Raw genomic sequence first — 18,255 nt, forward strand, 5'->3', positions numbered from 1 at the left:
TAAAGCTATAATTATAAACTAAAATTTTAAATTTTTAAAATCTTTAAGGGAAAAATGCAAACTTTTTTAGTGGACGAAAATTCAAGGCTTGATGTCTTTTTAGCTAAAAAATTAAATCAAAGTCGTAATCAAATTGCTTTATTAATAAAAAAAGATTGTATACAAGTTAATGGAAAAATTCAAAATAAAAACTCATTTAAGTTAAAAAATGAAGATATTCTTCTTGTTATGGATTTGAAATCTTGTGATGAGTTAAAACCTTGTTTTGAAGTTGATTTTGATATAGATATTTTATATGAGGATGAAGATTTATTGGTTTTAAACAAGCCTGCTGATTTAATTGTCCATGGTGCAAATAGTGTGAAAAAAGCTACTTTGGTAGATTGGTTAATAGATAAAAAATATACTTTATCTAATTTAGGAGGAGAAATAAGAGCTGGTCTTGTGCATAGGCTTGATAAAGATACAAGCGGAGCTATACTGATAGCAAAAAATAATTTTACCCATCAAAGACTTAGTGAGCAGCTTATAGATAAGAGTATGGGTAGAATTTATCTTGCGTTAATTGATTTGCCACTAAAAGAAGATAAAATTATAATAGAGAAATTTTTAATGCGTTCTTTTTCTAATGCTATTAAAAAAATAGCTACAGATAAAGAAAATAAATTCACTAAAAGTGCTAAATCTGCTTTTATAAATATAGTAAAAACTGAGAATATAAGCTTAATAGCAGCAAAACTTTTTACAGGAAGAACGCATCAAATTAGGGCGCATTTAGCGAGTCTAAATAGACATATTTTAGGGGATGATTTATATGGTTATAAGGGTAGGTATGATTGTAGAATCATGCTTCATGCTTATTTTTTATATTTTATTCATCCTAAAACTAAAGAGCAAATTATTGTTAAAGCGCCTTTAATGGATGATTTTAAAAAGCTTATGTTTGATCAAATTAATTTAGGAGAAAATGATGAGAAGATTTCACTTAGGTTTTTGCTTGAGTCTTTTGATTCTTTTATTTAGTGCTTGTAGTGTATCGCAAATGAATATGTTCAATTCAAATAAAGAATTTGCGATTAATGAGAGTTTGCCAAAGGTTGAACATTTAAAAAGTCTTAGCGATATGAATAGTATTGCTTTTGAATGGCAAGCTTTATATAATGAAAATATTAAAGGTTTTTATTTGTACCGATCAGATAATAATAGCCTTGAGTTTAAACTTGTTGGTGTGATTAAAGATAAGTTTCAAACTCATTATGTAGATACAAAATTAGAGCCTAATACTAAATATCATTATATGATGAAAAGTTTTAATGACCAAGGTCAAATTTCAGAAGAGGGTAAAATTATAGAAGCAAATACCACTTCAAGACTTGAGCCAGTTCCTTTTGTTCAAGCTATTACTAATTTGCCTAATCGTATTAAATTAATTTGGCGTCCACATCCTGATTTAAGGGTGGATTCTTATATTATTGAAAGATCAAAAGGTGATGGTAAGGAATTTGCAAAAATTGCAGAAATAAAAAACCGTTTAAATGCTGAATACATAGATAGTGATTTAAAGCCTGATGAAAATTCAAAATATAGAATTATTGCAGTGAGCTTTCAAGGTGTTAAAAGTGAACCAAGCCAGGTAGTAAGTTCTAAAAGTAAGTCTTTGCCTCCTTTAATTGAACATTTAAAAGCCACTACAGATGGTTTTAATAAAATCGTTTTAACTTGGGATGCACCTGAATATAAAGATTTTTCTTATTATAAAGTTTATTCTACGAGTTCGAGTTTTCTTCCTTATAGTGTTTTAATAAAAACGGATAAAAATTCTTATGAAGATAAAATAGAAGGTATTGGTAAAAGTAAATATTATAAAGTTACTATGGTTGATAAAGATGGGCTTGAAAGTCCTATGCCAAAAGATGGAGTAGAGGGTAGGACTTTAGGAAATCCTTCATCTCCTACTATCATTTTAGCTCAAATTACAAGTGAAGGCATTAATTTAGAGTGGAGTGATAATGATGATAGGGCAGTAGAGTATGAAGTAAGACGTTATGGAGGAAAGCAAAATATCATTTTTAAAAGTCTTAAAGAAAAGCAGTTAAAAGATATCAAAGCTTTACCTGGGGTAGAGTATAGTTATGAGGTTATTGCTATTGATGCAGTTGGTCTTCGTTCAAAACCTTCAAATAAAGTTAAAGCAGCCCAATAGTGCCAAATTTTAAAACAAAAAAGATTAAAAATTTAATTCTACCTTATAGCAGAGATGAGGTAGAATTTCTTTGGTGTGCTCAAAATGATAAGATAAGTCTTATTTATACAAAGGTTAAAGAAGAAAGCTTTTTTTTACAGATTAAAAAAGAGCAAAATGCTTTTGTGCTTAAGTGTGACAAGCATACAAAACCTTCTAAAATAGCTTATTTGCAAAAGGCTTTAACAATTTTTAAAGAAGACTTTTGTGAAGATATTATAAATGAAGCATTCAAACTTAAAAATAATGCCTTGATTGAAAAAACACCTTTTATCCTTAATGATTTTGAAGAGCTTTTATTTAAGCTTCAAGGTAGAATTTATATAGAAATAGGTTTTGGCTCGGGAAGACATTTACTTTATCAAGCAAGAGAAAATCCTCATGTTTTAATATTAGGTGTTGAAATTTATAATAAGGCTTTAACCCAAGTTGCTAAGCTTGCTAAAGCCCAAAATATCAATAATATTTTGTTGGTGCAAAGTGATGCTAGGTTGTTATTAAGTGTTTTAAAATCACAATCAGTTGAAAAAATTTTTTTGCATTTTCCTGTTCCTTGGGATAAAAAGCCTCACAGACGTGTTATTAGTCAAGATTTTTGTAAAGAATGCGCTAGGGTTTTAAAGTATAATGGTCGCTTTGAACTTAGAACAGATAGTTTTGAATATTTTAATTTTACTTTAAATCAATTTTTAAATTTTCCTTCTCCAAAATTCAGTCTTAAAAAAAATGAGAATTTAGAAGTTTCAAGTAAATATGAAGACAGATGGAAAAGACAAGAAAAAAATATATATGATCTTTGGGTATGGAATTTTGATCAAAAAGATGAAAATTATCAATTAGATGTCTTAGATTTTTCATGTTTTAAGCTTTCTCAGGAAGATTTAAAATTAATAGAATGTAATTTTCAAAATAAAACTATAAAAAAAGAAAATTTTTTCTTGCATTTTGAAAAATTGTATAAACAAGATGAAAATTTAATTTTAAAGATTGCATTTGGAGCTTTTAATAAGCCTGAGCATTGTTATTTGTATTTAAAAGATACTATTCATTTTTTATTTAAAAAACCATTTAAAATTCAAGAAAATATTCAAGCAATGAAGACATTAAAAGAAATAATACAAATGCGTTTTAATAATATATAATTTTCTTAGAAATTAAGCAAAAATAAAGCATAATGTAAAAATAAAAAGAGGAAATTAAGGAAAAAAATGTCTAATTTAATCCAAGCAAACAAACTTGCTTTAGGTTATGATGAATTAGTGATTAAAGATGCAAGTTTTGCTTTTAAAGATGATGATTTTGTTTTTATTACCGGTAAAAGTGGGAGCGGTAAAAGTACGCTTTTAAAGTCTTTTTATGGAGATTTAGAGCCGCTTTCTGGGAGACTTGAAGTATGCGGTTCTTTGATGAAAAAAATTGGAAATTTAGAACTTTTAAAATTGCGTCAAAAAATAGGAATTATTTTTCAAGATTATAAACTTGTGCAAGAGTATAATGTAGAAAAAAATGTTATGTTGCCTTTGATGATTAAAGGTTATAGTAAAAAAATATGTCATAATCAAGCTGCTAAACTCTTAAAGCATGTTAATTTAACTTTTAAAGCTGATAAATTGCCTAATCAATTAAGCGGAGGTGAACAACAGCGTGTTGCTATGGCAAGAGCTTTAGCACACAATCCTAAGCTTTTGCTTTGCGATGAACCTACAGGAAATTTAGATGAGTATTCTTCTGATATTATTTGGACTCTTTTAAAGTCTGCTAGAGAATTACTTGGAACTTGCGTTATAGTAGTAACTCATAGAATTCCTAGTAATTTAAGAGTAGATTATCGCCGTTTTAATATAGAAAATGGAAAAATGAATGAAATTTTTTAAAACGCATTTATCTTTGATTTTACCTTTGCTTTTTATGATGTTTGCTTTTGAATTTATTTTAATCACTAATGCAGCATTAAAACATTATGAAGAAATCATTAGTAAAGATTATAATATTATAGTTGTTAGTAAAATAGAACTTGATCAAAATGTTTTAAAAAGTAAAATACCTTTTTTTGCTAAGCTTGAACTTTTAGATCCTAAACATTTGATTGAACGTTTAAAAAATGATATTTCTGAGAAAAATTTAAAAGTCTTGCAAGATTCTATACCAAAATTTTATACTTTACAACTTGATTCTTTGCCTAATCAAAATGAATTAAATTCTATAAAAAAACATTTATTGGATATTGTAGGTGTTACTAAGGTTGAAACTTTTTCTAAAACCCATGATAAAATATATTCTTTGTTGATTTTAGTGAAATTTATTTTTTGGTTATTTTTATGTATTATTATTTTACTAGCTTTTATTTTATTTTTAAAACAGATGAGAATTTGGCTTTATGAACATACTGATCGTATTGAAATTATGTGTTTATTTGGAGCTCCATTTTGGTTTAGATCCTTTATGCTTTATAAAATAGTAGTGATTGATTGTTTATTGGCTTTTATTTTTTTACTTGTTTTTTTTACTCAGCTTTTTGATCTTTATATTAAAGAGTATTTTAAAATTATAGATATTGTTTTTCCACCTATAAATTTTATTTTACATTTGAGTTTGATCTTTTTAGCAACTTTATTAGTTTGTTTATTATGCGTAAATTGGGTGATGTTTAAGGTAAAAAGATGAGAAAAGTTTTTTTTATTTTTTTTTATTTTTTTTTATTGATTGATCTAGATGCAAATGCCATTAATGAAAAAACAAAAACTTTAGAAGAAAATAAGCGCATACAAGAGCAATTAAATAAAAAACTTGAAGATTTAGCTAATGATATATTAAATGGTGAAAAAGATTTAAAAGATTTAAGCTCACAAATAGAAAGTTTAAATTTTCAAACTTCTAAACTTGAAGCTAATGTTAAAACTCAAAATCAAGAATTAAATACTTTAGCTAGTCAAAATCAAGATTTATTAAAAAGTAAATCTAATATGGAAGGTAAGCTTATAGCATTAATGGCTAAGGATTTTGTTTATGATTTACCTATTCCTCAAGGCTATATTGAGAGTGAAGAAAGTTTCATGGCTTTTGAAATATTAGAAATTTTAAACAAGATTTTAAATGAAGAAATTTTTAAGATTTCTAAAGATTATGAGGGAGTAAGCAAACTTATTGATGATAAACAAGCTCAAATTAAAAAAATTAATGATAGTCTTAAAAACTATCATACACAATTAGCCAAATTACATAATTTAAAACAAAAACAACTCAGTCAAATTAATAAGCAAAAGACTGATCGTGCTATATATGCAAAAAAACTTGAAGATTTGCAAGCTCAGCAAGAAGAATTAAGACAAACTTTAAATGAATTAAAAATTATTAATGATGAAAAAAATAAAAATTCAAATAAGCAAGATATTAAAATAGCAAAAAATAATACTCAAATTAGGCAATTAGGTTCAAGTTATCAAGGCAGTTCAGTTAAACGTTATACAGGAAAAAAAACTATAGCACCTCTAGATTCTTTTGTTGTAAAACAAAAATTTGGAAATTATGTTGATCCCGTTTATAATATTAAAATTTTTAATGAAAATGTAGTTTTAAGAAGTAATAAAAGTGATGCTATTGTTAAAAATGTATTGGATGGAAAAATAGTCTTTGCTAAAGATACAAGCATGCTAGCCCGTGTTGTTATTGTAGAACATGATAATGGTATACATACTATATATGCGCATTTAAATAAGATTGCACCTAATATTAAAGTGGGAAAAAATATAAAAAAAGGTGCTGTAGTAGGTAGAATTAAAAACGATCTTACTTTTGAGGTTACTCAAAAAAATTTTCACATTAATCCTTTGGAGCTTATTAGCTTAAATTAACTAAATTTAATGGAATTTACAATATAATTTTTAGCAAAATAAGGAGAAAGAATGCGAGAGAGAAAAAGAGTTTTAGTAAAATTCTCAGGAGAAGCTTTAGCTGGTGAAAATGGCTTTGGTATAGAAAATTCTATTTTAAAATTTATAGCTTCAGAGATTAAAGAACTGATAAAAAATCAAATAGAAGTGGGCATAGTAATAGGAGGTGGAAATATTATTCGCGGAGTGAGTGCGGCTAAGGGTGGTTTGATAAAAAGGACTAGTGGTGATCATATGGGAATGCTTGCTACAGTTATTAATGCTATTGCTATTCAAGAAGCTTTAGAAAGTTATGGGCTTGAAGTAAGAGTACAAAGTGCTATTCAAATGGAAGCATTTTGTGAAACTTATATTATGAGAAGGGCGCAAAGGCATTTAGAAAAAGGTCGTGTTGTGGTTTTTGCAGCAGGAACTGGAAATCCTTACTTTACTACAGATACAACTGCTATTTTAAGGGCAGTAGAAATAGATGCAGATATGGTGATTAAAGCTACAAAGGTTAATGGGGTATATGATAAAGATCCTAATCAATTTGATGATGCAGTATTTTTAAACACTTTAAGTTATGATCAAGCTATGCAAGATAATATTAAAGTAATGGATGATACGGCTATAGCTTTGGCTAAAGACAATAAACTTCCTATAGTCGTTTGCAATATGTTTAAAGAAGGTAATTTGCTTAAAATTATACAAGGTGATACTAGCCTTTGTTCAATCGTTAAAAACAATTAAGGAGAAAAGTATGAGTAAAAGAATAGAAGAAGTAGCAGCAAAAGCTTTAGAAAAAATGGATAATGATAGATACCGTCTTTCTTTAGTGGTGGCTAAAAGATCAGAACAATTAGCTAATGGAGCAGCACCTTTAGTAGATTTAGATAAAAATAAAAATAAACTCGCAGACATAGCTTTATATGAGATTGCAGAGGATAAAATTACTTTAGAGGGTTTAGTTGAAAACAGTCGATGAAGAATTATTGCTTGAGCAATTAATCGATAATGTAAAAAAATGTAAAGATTTAGATCTTGCTAGAAATTTGCTTTTTGAAATTTGTGGTCATGATAGTATGCTTGAAAAAGCAGTAGATTGCTGTATATTGTATCATAAAGGACAATTTAGAAAAAGTGGGGAACCTTATGCTGTTCATCCTATTTTAGTAGCTACTCTTGTTGGATTTTTAAGTGAAAATAAAAGTATTATTTTAGCAGCTTTATTGCATGATGTGATTGAAGATACAGATTGTACTGAAGATGAGCTTAAAGAGCAGTTTGGATTTGAAGTTTTAAAACTTGTTTTAGGTCTTACTAAAATCATTGAAATTCGAGAAGATAATTTAATCTCATCAAAATCAACAAAAGGTTTAGCTAAGTCAGCTTTAACTTTTAGAAATATGCTTTTAGCGAGTATTGAAGATGTGGGTGTGTTGATTGTAAAATTGTGTGATAGATTGCACAATATGCTTACTTTAGATGTTTTAAGAGAAGATAAACAAAAAAGAATAAGTGAAGAAACTTTAGTCGTATATGCTCCAATAGCCCATAGACTTGGTATTTCAAGTATAAAAAATTATTTAGAAGATCTTAGTTTTAAATACCTTATGCCAGATGAATATAAACTTATAGATAATTATATTAATTCAAATAATCAAGAAATGCAATTAGGTTTAAATGAATTTATTTCTAAAGTAGAACTTTTGTTTTTAAGTAATGGTTTTAGGCAAGGTAGTTTTGAAATTCAAAAACGTATTAAACATAGTTATTCTATATATCTTAAAATGCAAAGAAAAGGCATAGGTATTGAAGAAGTGCTTGATTTATTAGGGGTTAGAATTTTAGTTGAGAAAATAAGTGATTGTTATTTGGCTTTGGGAATTTTGCATACTAATTTTAATCCTTTGGTTTCACGCTTTAAAGATTATATAGCTTTGCCAAAACAAAATGGATATCAAACTATACATACTACCCTTTTTGATGCTAAAAGTATCATAGAGGCCCAAATTAGAACTTTTAATATGCATAAAATTGCTGAATTTGGTATAGCTGCACATTGGAAATATAAAGAAGAAGGCAGTGTTGTTGCACCTCGTCTTGATTGGCTTACAGATATTTCTATGCAAAGTGTTAATAATCTTGAAAATGCTGAGGATTATAATGCTATTGAACTTTATGAATATGCTAAAGATAGCCTTTATGTTGAAGATATTGCGGTTTATTCTCCTAAAGGGGAAATTTTTACCTTACCTAGAGGGGCTACTGTTCTTGATTTTGCTTATGAGGTACATACTAAAGTAGGACTTCATGCTAAAAGTGCTTATGTTAATCGTATTAAGGTGCCTCTTTTAACTGAGCTTAAAAATGGCGATATAGTACGTGTTGTTACTGCTAATGATAAATTTTATCGCTGTTCTTGGATAGATAGTGTTAAAACAGGAAAAGCTAAAGCAAGTATAAGAGAATTTTGTAAGCAAAAAATTAGAGAAATTAATTTAGCAAGTTCTATGAATATATTAAGTTTTATTTTTGGGGTGGATAAAAATAAAATTGAGCAATGGATAGAAAAAGAAAATTTAGGCAGACGTATTAGACAAGTAGCAACTGATAGTGCTTATTTAAAAGATATGGTTAAAATTCTTAAAAAATATGCCAAAAAATCATATTGGTTTGATAAATATGAGATTAAAGAACAAAAAATAGGCAATTTTACCTTATATTCTAATCATAAAATTGCTAATGTGGATTTTGATTTTTGTTGTCATCCAAAAAGAGGTGATGCTATGTTAGCTTTTGTTAAAGGAGGTAATGTTGTTGTGCATCATAAACTTTGTGATAGAGCAGATAAGATGATAGATAATAATCAAGATATGGTTTTTATCAAATGGGATTCTAATATTCCTAAATCTTATAAATTGATTTTTTCTTTAGAAAATAAAAAAGGTGTTTTAGCAGAATTTTTAGCATTTTTAGCTAAAATGCAAATCAATTTGTTAACAATTAATGTATCAAGTGATTTAAATTCAGCAGTAGATTATTTTGAAATAACAATGGAAATTCCAGATAATATTAACCCCGATAGTGTTAAAGATAGATTGAAATCTCGTTGTAAAATTTTAGATTTTACATCTTTAAATGATGCTTATAAAGAAGGTTAAGTAAAAAGGTTTAAGATTATGGATATGCAAAAAATATTAGCAGAGCTTAAGCGTGGTTGTGCAGAAATTATTGATGAAGAAAGAATAGAAGTTTTAATTAAAAATTATTATGAAAAGGGCGAGAATTTTTTTGTAAAAGCAGGTTTTGATCCAACGGCTCCGGATTTGCATTTAGGCCATAGTGTGGTTTTAACTAAGATGGCTTTTTTGCAAAAACATGGGGCTATTGTACAGTTTTTAATTGGTGATTTTACAGGGCAAATTGGGGATCCAAGTGGGAAAAATGTTACACGAAAAAAACTTGATAAAGAACAGGTTTTAATCAATGCAAGAACTTATGAGACTCAAGTTTTTAAGATTTTAGATAGAGAAAAAACACAAATTAAATTTAATTCTTCATGGCTTAATGAACTAGGATCAGCGGGTATAGTTGAGCTTACTTCAACTTTTAGTGTGGCTAGAATGCTTGAACGTGATGATTTTACAAAAAGATTTAAAGAACAAAGTCCTATTTCAATTTGTGAGTTTTTATATCCTTTGCTTCAAGGTTATGATAGCGTGGTATTAAAAAGCGATATTGAAATGGGTGGAACAGACCAAAAATTTAATCTTTTAATGGGAAGACAACTTCAAAGAGTTTATAATACATCTAAAGAACAAGCTGTTATTATGATGCCTTTGCTTGAAGGTTTAGATGGTGTTAATAAAATGAGTAAAAGTTTAAATAATTATATTGGTGTTACAGAAAAAGCTAATGATATGTATGCTAAAATTTTAAGCATTAGTGATACATTAATGTTTAGATATTATGAACTTTTAAGTCAAAAAAGTTTAGAAGAAATTGCACAAATGCAAGAAGATATCAAGCAAGGCAGTTTACACCCTAAAAAAGCTAAAGAGGATTTAGCTTTAGAGATTACACAACGTTTTCACTCTAAAGAAGAGGCAAAGAATGCCAAAATAGAATTTGATAGGGTGCATTCGCAAAATGCTTTGCCAAGTGATGTTTTAGAATTTCAAGTGCAAGGAAAAATTTGGCTTGCTAAAGCTTTGGTTGAGTGTGGTTTAGAAAATTCTACTTCTGCTGCAAGAAGAAGTATTCATGCTAATGCAGTAAGTATTGGTTTTGAAAAAATTAGTGATGATCAAATGTATTTAGATGCAGGAGAATATATCTTGCAAGTAGGCAAAAGAAAATTTGCAAAATTAAAGGTGAAAGAATGAGTTTAAAACCCATAAAAATAGGAAAACACACTATAAAATATCCCATCTTTCAAGGAGGAATGGGATTAGGTATAAGTTGGGATAGGCTAGCTTCTGCTGTTTCTTTAAATGGAGGACTTGGGATCATTTCTTCTGTGGGAACAGGGTATTATGAAGAAAGAAAGCATGTAAGTAAAGAATTAAATGCTAAGCCTTATGGAAGTGAAAATTTTTATTCTCGTAGAGGTTTGCAAGCTCTTATTGATAATGCAAGAAAAATCTGCGGTGATTTGCCTTTAGGATGTAATATTTTATGTGCAAGTAATGATTATGCAAGAATAGTACGCGATGCTTGTGAAGTGGGTTTTAATATCATTGTTTCAGGTGCAGGTCTTCCTACTAATTTACCTGAATTTTCACTTGATTTTCCTGATGTGGCTTTAGTGCCTATTGTTTCATCACCAAAAGCTTTAAAAATCATTTGTAAAAGATGGCAAAGTCGTTATAATCGTTTGCCTGATGCAGTTGTTTTAGAAGGACCAAAAAGTGGGGGTCATCAAGGCTTTACTTATGAGCAATGTTTAGATCCTAATTACCAACTTGAAAATTTAATTGAGCCTGTAGTTGAAGAAGCAAAAAGTTGGGGTGCTTTTCCTGTGATTGCAGCAGGGGGAATTTGGGATAAAAAGGATATTGAAAAAGCACTTTCTTTAGGTGCTAGTGGTGTGCAAATGGGAACGCGTTTTATAGGTACTTTTGAATGTGATGCAAGTGAAGAGTTTAAAAGTGTTTTACTAGCTTCTAAGCAAGAAGATATTGAACTTATAAAATCTCCTGTGGGATATCCAGCAAGGGGTGTAAGAACCAATCTTTTAAATTTAGTAGATAAGAGAATGGGGCCAAAGATTAATTGTATAAGCAATTGTGTAGCGCCTTGTGGACGTGGAAAAGAAGCCACTAAAGTAGGGTATTGTATAGCAGATAGGCTTTTTGATGCATGGTCAGGTAAAAAAGAAACAGGACTTTTTTTTACAGGTGCAAATGGCTATCGTTTAGATAAACTTATTAGCGTTAAAGAACTCATGGATAAATTAGTTAATGGGGAATAATGACTAAAATTTTTATATTTTTAGTATTTTTTTTCACTTTTTTATTTGGAGCCTATGAAAATGAGCTTGCTGAATTTGATAAACAATTTATTTATTCTAAAGCTCAAGAACAAGTAAAATTTCATCATCAACTTAAAATTTTTTACATACAAAGTGTGATTAATGAAGATGAAAAAACTAAAATAGAAGTTTTAAAAAGATTGATTATTAGTTCTAGATTTTTAAAACTAGATGATCAATCCTATGTTAATGAATTAAAAGAAAGTGGGGTAAATCAAGCAAGTATTGATGCTTTAAGAAGGGTTTTTGTTAAAGATATTAAAATTGAAGATAATGTAAAAAATGTTGAAAAAACTGTTTTTAAATCTAGTGAAAAAAATGAAAATATAAAAAGTGTAAAAATAAAGCGTGTTCAAGAAAATGATCTTTTGCAAAATAATGATGAAAAAATTTATGTTTTAAGATCAAATAAAGTCCAAGAAGGTGTTGAATTTGAACTGAGTGCTAACTTAGATAAAAATGATATAAAAAGTTTTGTTTTAAATGAGCCTGGAAATTATCGTTTTATTAGTGATTTTACTGGGGTTTTAGAAGAAACTAAAAAAGAGTTTAAATTTAATGATTATCGTTTGGTTATTTCTCAATTTGATCCTAAAACTATACGTATAGTAGTTTATGCTAAAAAAGAACTTCTTATTAATATATCTTTTAAAGAAAAAAAATTGATTTTTTCAAAACAATCTTTAGAATCAAAAAACACAAAAGAAGAAAATAAAACCACCAAGCAAAAAATTAGTAAAATAAATAATGAAATTTTATCTGTTTTAAATACAGAAAAAATGTCAAATTCTATAGCATTAAATTTAAATGCTAATTTAGGTGAAAAAGAGATTAATGTATCAAATTTTAAAGATCAAAAAAATTTTAGATATATTGTAAGTTTTAAAGCTATATTAAAAGGAAGTAGAAAGAATTTTGTTTTTGGAGAAAATACTATTAGTATTGTTCAATATGATCCAAAAACCGTGCGTGTAGTTTTAAGTTCACCTAAAGAATTTAAACTGTTAAAAAATTTAAAAGATAAAAATCTTATCTTAGGTTTTAATACTCAAACTAATAATAAAAAAATAAGTCAAAATTCCAATAAAACTTTAAGTGTGAATTATAAAGGACAAAAACTTATAGTTATTGATGCAGGCCATGGCGGTAAAGATAGTGGAGCTTTAAATGATAAAAAAGGTATTTTAAAAGAAAAGGATATTGTTTTAAATGTGGCTTTAAAATTGGGTTTAGAACTTCAAAAACGTGGTTATAAAATCCTTTATACCAGACATTTAGATAAGTTTATTAATCTGCGTGATAGGACAAAATATGCCAATGATAAAAATGCTGATTTGTTTATTTCTATACATGCTAATGCTGCTCCTAATGCTGCAAAAGTTAGAAGCAGTGAAGGTGTAGAAACTTTCTTTTTAAGTCCTGCAAGAAGCGAAAGAAGTAAAAAAGTTGCAGAAAAAGAAAATCAAGGTGATTTTGAAGAAATTAATTATTTTTCTAAACAAAGCATTTTAAATTTTTTAAACCGTGAAAAGATTGTAGCATCAAACAAACTTGCTATTGATGTGCAAAAAAATATACTTATTCAAACCCGTAAGAAATATAGAATTGTTGATGGTGGTGTAAGAGAAGCACCATTTTGGGTCTTAGTAGGGGCTCAAATGCCTGCTATTTTAATTGAAATAGGATATATTACACATCCAACGGAGGGAAAAAGACTTACTAATAAGACTTTTCAAGATTTATTAGTTAAAGGAATTGCTGATGGGGTGGAAAATTATTTTTACTATAATCCATGAAAAAAGCTCATATAATTTTTAAAGATAATACCCCTTTTTCTTTAGATTTTGATGATTTTTATTTTAATTCTAAAGATGGGTTAAATGAAAGTAAATATGTTTATACTCATGCTTTTGAATGGAAATTTCAAGAAAATTTTGTTATTGCTGAGAGTGGTTTTGGTATAGGTTTAAATTTTTTTCTTACTTTAAAACGTTTCTTAGAAGATAAAACTAAAACTCCTAGAAAATTATTTTATATTAGTATAGAAGCTTTTTATATAGAAAAAGATAAACTTAGAGAAATTTATCAAAAATTAGGAATTTATGAAGAATTTAAAGAGTTTTTAGAAGTATTTTTGAAATTTTATCCTAAGGCTAAAAAAGGAATTTATCGTTTTTATTTTCAAAATTGTTTTTTAGATCTTATTTTTGATGATATTAGTATATTAAAAGAATTAGACTTTAAAGCAGATATATGGTATTTAGATGGTTTTTCTCCGCGTAAAAATCCTCAAATGTTTGATGAAAATTTAGTGCTTGAAGTAGCAAGACTTTCTAAAAAAGGAACTCAAATTTGTACTTTTTCTTCTGCAAGTTTTTTGCAAAAAAATTTAGAAAAATATGGTTTTGTACTTGAAAAACTTAAAGGTTTTAAAAAAAGAGAGATGATAAGGGCTTTTTTAGAAAAAGAATTAGAAGTCAAGGATAAGCAAGCTTATTTTTCAAGAACTTTTTGTGTTTTAAAAACTAAAAAAATAGCTATTATTGGAGCAGGTATTGCAAGTGCTATTTTAGCTTATGAACTTAGTTTAAGGGGATTTGAAGTTGATGTTTTTGAAAAAAATTTAGATTTTGGTGGGGGAGCTAGTGGAAATAAAAGTGGTATTTTAAGTTCTTTGATTTTAAAACCCGGGGTAGTTTTAGGTGAATTATCAGAACTTTCATTTATAGAAGCGAGTCGTTTTTATAAGCAAATTTTAGATTTAAAATTTAATGGTGTAATGGAATTTGCTTATAATGATTTAATGCAAGAAAGATTTCATACTCAAAAAGAAAATATTTTATTTGATATTAAAGATAATTGTGCTTTTTTAGAAGATGGGGGTGATTTTTCTCCTCATGTTGTAGTAAGAAGTCTTTTTGAAAAAAGCAAAGCAAAAATACATTTTGGATATGAGTTTAAATCTTATGAATTTAAAAATGAGCTTTTTGCTTTAGAATTTAAAGATCAAGTGAAAAAAAATGATTATGCGGTTTTGGTATATGCTATGGGAGCAGATACAAAAGATTTTATCTTTTATGAGCAAATGAAACTGAGTAAGGTAAGAGGTCAAGTAACACATTTAAAACCTTTTTTATATACACAATTTGCTTTATCGTCAAAAGCTTATATTTGTCCTATAAAAGATGGTTTGCAAGTTATTGGTGCAAGTTATGATAGATTAGATTTTAATGTAAACCCTAAAAGTGAAGATGATAAAAAAAATATAGAAAATATTAGCGATTTTATAAGTAAAGATCTTCATTTAAAAATCATGGGTTCTAAAGTGGGTTTTAGATCTTATTCAAGTGATCGTTTTATGATAATTGGTCAAGCTTATGATGAAATGTTTTATAAACAAGAATATAAAGCTTTATTGTGGACAAAAGATAAAGCACAAAAAATACCAAAAAATTCACATAATTTATATTTTAATTTTGCTCATGGTTCAAGAGGATTTAGTACTAGTGTTTTAAGTGCAAGATATTTGTGTGCTTTGATTAATAATGAACCTTTATTTTTACAAAAAAAATATATTCATGCTATTCATCCTGCAAGATTTTTAATACGAAAGCTTAAAAAAGGCTTATGATTAAGTTTATTTTAATATAATTACAATATTTCTTTATAAGAACTGGGTTTTAATTTTATTTTAAATTTGTTTGTTTTATCATTTAAAAAATATATTTTTTCATAAAGGAAATATAATGCTTGATTACCATCAAATAGAATCTCGTTTATCGAGTCTTGAGAAACTTCCTTCTTTAAAAGATAGTGATAGTATTGCAAATGCTTTGGAAAAATCAGGTTTTTCTAGAAGAGATTTCATGAAATGGGCAGGAGCAATGACAGCATTTTTGGCTTTGCCTGCAAGTTTTACTCCTATGGTGGCAAAGGCTGCTGAGCTTGCGGATAGACTTCCTGTTATTTGGCTTCATATGGCTGAGTGTACAGGTTGTAGTGAGAGTTTGTTAAGAACTGATACTCCAACTATTGATAGTTTGATTTTTGATTATATTTCTTTAGAATACCATGAAACTGTTATGGCTGCAGCAGGTTGGCAAGCTGAGGAAAATTTAGAAAATGCTATTGAAAAATATAAAAATAAATATATTTTAATGGTTGAAGGTGGTATTCCTATGGGAGATACGGAACATTTTTTAACCATAGGAGCTCATGGAAAAACAGGTTATGAGCTTTCAAAAATGGCAAGTGATAATGCTTTGGCTATTTTTGCTATAGGGACTTGTTCTAGTTTTGGTGGAATTCAAGCTGCAAGACCGAATCCAAGCAATGCACAACCTTTAAGTAAGGTAAGTACTAAAACAGTTATTAATGTACCAGGTTGTCCTCCAAGTGAAAAAAATATTGTAGGAAATGTACTTCATTATTTACTATTTGGTCAATTACCAGCACTTGATGTTTATAATAGACCAAAATGGGCTTATGGTTTAAGAATTCATGATCTTTGTGAAAGAAGAGGGCATTTTGATGCGGGTGAATTTGTCCATGCTTTTGGTGATGAAGGTGCAAAAAAAGGTTATTGTCTTTATAAGGTAGGTTGTAAAGGACCTTATACTTTTAATAATTGTTCTAGAGAAAGATTTAATCAACACACTTCTTGGCCTATTCAAGCAGGACATGGTTGTATAGGTTGTTCTGAGCCTAATTTTTGGGATACTATGGGGCCTTTTGAAGAGCCTATGGCTAGTCATAAATTTGATACTGTTTTTGGGCTTGGTGCAGATAGTGTTTCAGATAAAATAGGCATAGGCGTGCTTACGCTTACAGGGGTTGCTATAGCAGCACATGCGCTAATATCTTCTATGCAAAAAGATAAGGAATAATAATGAGTCAAAAAATTATCGTAGACCCTATTACAAGAATTGAGGGACATTTAAGAGTTGAAGTTGTTGTTGATGATAATAATATTGTACAAGAAGCTTATGCAGGTTCTACTTTGTGGCGTGGTATTGAAACTATTGTTAAAGGGCGTGATCCAAGAGATGCGGGTTTTATGACCCAAAGGATTTGTGGGGTTTGTACTTTTTCACATTATAAAGCAGGTATAGTTGCAGTTGAGAATGCTTTGGGTATTACTCCTCCGCTTAATGCTCTTTTAACTAGAACTTTGATGAATGCAGCACTTTTTTTACATGATCATATAGTGCATTTTTATCAACTTCACGGACTTGATTGGGCTGATGTGGTCAGTGCTTTGAGTGCAGATGTTAAAAAAGCTAGTGATGAAGCTTTTAAATATACTCCAATTCCTTATGCAACGGGTGCTGATAAATTGCTTGAAGTTCAACAAAGACTTAAAACTTTTGTAGATAAAGGTAATTTAGGACCTTTTGCGAATGCTTACTATGGTCATCCAACTTATTGTTTAACTCCAGAACAAAATTTAATCGTGCTTTCTCATTATCTTGAATGTTTAAGAATTCAAAGAATTATTGCTCAATGTATGGCTATCTTTGGTGCTAAAAACCCTCATCCTCAAAGTTTAACTGTAGGAGGTGTAACTTGCGTGATGGATTTACTTGATCCTGCAAGAATGGGTGAATATATGGTTAAATTTCAAGAAGTACAAGACTTTGTTAATCGTGCTTATTATCCTGATCTTGTTATGGCAGGAAAGGCTTATGCAAATGAAAAAAGTGTTTTAAATGATGTTGGAGTTAACAATCTTTATACCTTTAAAGAATTCCAACTTGGAAAAGATGAGTGGCTTTTTGAAAGCGGTATTATTAAAAATGGTGATTTAAGTAAGGTTTATGAAGTAGAAGAAGATAAAATCACTGAAGAAGCAACACATTCTTGGTATGCAGATAATGAAGCTCTTCATCCATATGATGGTAAAACAAATCCTAATTATACGGGACTTGTTGATGGTTATAGCATAGATCATCATGGAAATAGTGTGCATTCTAAGGTATTTGATACTAAGGGAAAATACAGTTGGATTAAAGCACCACGTTATGAGGGAAATCCTATGCAAGTAGGACCTTTGGCTAATATTGTAGTAAATTATGTCAAGGGTAATGAAAATGTTGTTTTAGTGGTTGATGAGTTTTTAAAACAAACACAACTTCCTTTAAATGCAGTATTAAGTACTTTAGGAAGAACGGCTGCACGTTGTATAGAAGCAAAAATTGTGGCTAATAACGCCTTAAGAGCATTTAATAATTTAGTGCAAAATTTAAAAATAGATCAAAGTACTTGTGCGCCTTATGTGATTGATAATTCTAAAGAATATAAAGGGCGTTATATGGGGCATGTACCACGCGGAACATTGAGTCATTGGTGTAGGATTGAAAATGGAGTGATTAAAAATTGGCAAGCTGTTGTACCTTCTACTTGGAATGCGAGTCCAAAGGATGCTAATGGTATAGGTGGAAGTTATGAACAATGTTTAATAGGTCTTAAAATTGCTGATGTTAAACAACCTCTTGAAATCATTAGAAAAATTCATTCTTATGATCCTTGTATTGCTTGTGCCGTGCATGTAATGGATACTAAGGGTAATAATTTGAGTGAATATAAAGTGAATGTCAATTTATAAG

Annotated in this window: 15 protein-coding genes; all 15 read left to right on the forward strand. The window is 28.7% G+C overall.

Annotated elements, in window-relative coordinates:
• Window positions 1-54 precede the first annotated feature (54 nt).
• Window positions 55-1,023 carry an RluA family pseudouridine synthase gene (locus A2J15_RS00620; protein ID WP_066776092.1) on the forward strand — a complete coding sequence of 323 codons (969 nt, stop codon included), beginning with the start codon at window positions 55-57 and terminating at the stop codon, window positions 1,021-1,023.
• Window positions 968-2,203 (forward strand): fibronectin type III domain-containing protein, encoded by a 1,236-nt coding sequence (locus tag A2J15_RS00625; protein WP_116980458.1) that lies wholly within the window; start codon window positions 968-970, stop codon window positions 2,201-2,203. The genes A2J15_RS00620 and A2J15_RS00625 overlap by 56 nt, the downstream gene beginning before the upstream one ends.
• Complete coding sequence (trmB, locus tag A2J15_RS00630; protein ID WP_066776098.1) at window positions 2,203-3,384, forward strand: tRNA (guanosine(46)-N7)-methyltransferase TrmB; 1,182 nt, start codon at window positions 2,203-2,205, stop codon at window positions 3,382-3,384. The genes A2J15_RS00625 and trmB overlap by 1 nt, the downstream gene beginning before the upstream one ends.
• A gap of 66 nt (window positions 3,385-3,450) precedes the next feature.
• Window positions 3,451-4,116, forward strand: coding sequence for a cell division ATP-binding protein FtsE (locus A2J15_RS00635; RefSeq protein WP_066776101.1), 666 nt, complete (start codon window positions 3,451-3,453; stop codon window positions 4,114-4,116).
• The gene (locus A2J15_RS00640) at window positions 4,103-4,906 is read left to right on the forward strand and encodes an FtsX-like permease family protein (protein ID WP_066776104.1); all 804 of its coding nucleotides are present in this window, start codon (window positions 4,103-4,105) and stop codon (window positions 4,904-4,906) included. The genes A2J15_RS00635 and A2J15_RS00640 overlap by 14 nt, the downstream gene beginning before the upstream one ends.
• A complete protein-coding gene (locus A2J15_RS00645; RefSeq protein ID WP_066776107.1) occupies window positions 4,903-6,093 on the forward strand; it encodes a murein hydrolase activator EnvC family protein in 1,191 nt (396 codons plus the stop codon). Before A2J15_RS00640 ends, A2J15_RS00645 begins: the two co-directional genes overlap by 4 nt.
• A gap of 51 nt (window positions 6,094-6,144) precedes the next feature.
• Window positions 6,145-6,864, forward strand: coding sequence for a UMP kinase (gene pyrH / locus A2J15_RS00650; protein WP_066776116.1), 720 nt, complete (start codon window positions 6,145-6,147; stop codon window positions 6,862-6,864).
• 10 nt (window positions 6,865-6,874) lie between these two features.
• Window positions 6,875-7,099: a DNA-directed RNA polymerase subunit omega gene (locus tag A2J15_RS00655; RefSeq protein ID WP_066776118.1), complete on the forward strand. Its 225-nt coding sequence runs from the start codon at window positions 6,875-6,877 to the stop codon at window positions 7,097-7,099.
• A complete protein-coding gene (locus A2J15_RS00660) occupies window positions 7,083-9,278 on the forward strand; it encodes a RelA/SpoT family protein (protein ID WP_066776122.1) in 2,196 nt (731 codons plus the stop codon). The genes A2J15_RS00655 and A2J15_RS00660 overlap by 17 nt, the downstream gene beginning before the upstream one ends.
• A gap of 18 nt (window positions 9,279-9,296) precedes the next feature.
• Window positions 9,297-10,502, forward strand: coding sequence for a tyrosine--tRNA ligase (tyrS, locus tag A2J15_RS00665; protein ID WP_066776125.1), 1,206 nt, complete (start codon window positions 9,297-9,299; stop codon window positions 10,500-10,502).
• Window positions 10,499-11,590 (forward strand): nitronate monooxygenase, encoded by a 1,092-nt coding sequence (locus A2J15_RS00670; RefSeq protein WP_066776127.1) that lies wholly within the window; start codon window positions 10,499-10,501, stop codon window positions 11,588-11,590. Before tyrS ends, A2J15_RS00670 begins: the two co-directional genes overlap by 4 nt.
• A complete protein-coding gene (locus A2J15_RS00675) occupies window positions 11,590-13,446 on the forward strand; it encodes an N-acetylmuramoyl-L-alanine amidase (protein WP_066776129.1) in 1,857 nt (618 codons plus the stop codon). Before A2J15_RS00670 ends, A2J15_RS00675 begins: the two co-directional genes overlap by 1 nt.
• Complete coding sequence (gene mnmC, locus A2J15_RS00680) at window positions 13,443-15,281, forward strand: bifunctional tRNA (5-methylaminomethyl-2-thiouridine)(34)-methyltransferase MnmC2/FAD-dependent 5-carboxymethylaminomethyl-2-thiouridine(34) oxidoreductase MnmC1 (protein ID WP_066776131.1); 1,839 nt, start codon at window positions 13,443-13,445, stop codon at window positions 15,279-15,281. The genes A2J15_RS00675 and mnmC overlap by 4 nt, the downstream gene beginning before the upstream one ends.
• A 115-nt stretch (window positions 15,282-15,396) precedes the next feature.
• A complete protein-coding gene (locus A2J15_RS00685) occupies window positions 15,397-16,536 on the forward strand; it encodes a hydrogenase small subunit (protein ID WP_066776133.1) in 1,140 nt (379 codons plus the stop codon).
• Between the two features lie 2 nt (window positions 16,537-16,538).
• A complete protein-coding gene (locus tag A2J15_RS00690; RefSeq protein ID WP_066776135.1) occupies window positions 16,539-18,254 on the forward strand; it encodes a nickel-dependent hydrogenase large subunit in 1,716 nt (571 codons plus the stop codon).
• Window position 18,255: the final 1 nt, after the last annotated feature.

It is taken from the genome of Campylobacter hepaticus, from assembly GCF_001687475.2.
GTDB classification, from domain to species: domain Bacteria; phylum Campylobacterota; class Campylobacteria; order Campylobacterales; family Campylobacteraceae; genus Campylobacter_D; species Campylobacter_D hepaticus.

What these genes read in the sequence shown, in the direction of transcription:
- A2J15_RS00620 (WP_066776092.1), top strand. Translation starts at nt 55, where the DNA reads ATGCAAACTTTTTTAGTGGACGAAAATTCAAGGCTTGATGTCTTTTTA.
- A2J15_RS00625 (WP_116980458.1), top strand. Translation starts at nt 968, where the DNA reads ATGATGAGAAGATTTCACTTAGGTTTTTGCTTGAGTCTTTTGATTCTT.
- A2J15_RS00635 (WP_066776101.1), top strand. Translation starts at nt 3,451, where the DNA reads ATGTCTAATTTAATCCAAGCAAACAAACTTGCTTTAGGTTATGATGAA.
- A2J15_RS00640 (WP_066776104.1), top strand. Translation starts at nt 4,103, where the DNA reads ATGAAATTTTTTAAAACGCATTTATCTTTGATTTTACCTTTGCTTTTT.
- A2J15_RS00645 (WP_066776107.1), top strand. Translation starts at nt 4,903, where the DNA reads ATGAGAAAAGTTTTTTTTATTTTTTTTTATTTTTTTTTATTGATTGAT.
- pyrH (WP_066776116.1), top strand. Translation starts at nt 6,145, where the DNA reads ATGCGAGAGAGAAAAAGAGTTTTAGTAAAATTCTCAGGAGAAGCTTTA.
- A2J15_RS00655 (WP_066776118.1), top strand. Translation starts at nt 6,875, where the DNA reads ATGAGTAAAAGAATAGAAGAAGTAGCAGCAAAAGCTTTAGAAAAAATG.
- tyrS (WP_066776125.1), top strand. Translation starts at nt 9,297, where the DNA reads ATGGATATGCAAAAAATATTAGCAGAGCTTAAGCGTGGTTGTGCAGAA.
- A2J15_RS00670 (WP_066776127.1), top strand. Translation starts at nt 10,499, where the DNA reads ATGAGTTTAAAACCCATAAAAATAGGAAAACACACTATAAAATATCCC.
- A2J15_RS00675 (WP_066776129.1), top strand. Translation starts at nt 11,590, where the DNA reads ATGACTAAAATTTTTATATTTTTAGTATTTTTTTTCACTTTTTTATTT.
- mnmC (WP_066776131.1), top strand. Translation starts at nt 13,443, where the DNA reads ATGAAAAAAGCTCATATAATTTTTAAAGATAATACCCCTTTTTCTTTA.
- A2J15_RS00685 (WP_066776133.1), top strand. Translation starts at nt 15,397, where the DNA reads ATGCTTGATTACCATCAAATAGAATCTCGTTTATCGAGTCTTGAGAAA.
- A2J15_RS00690 (WP_066776135.1), top strand. Translation starts at nt 16,539, where the DNA reads ATGAGTCAAAAAATTATCGTAGACCCTATTACAAGAATTGAGGGACAT.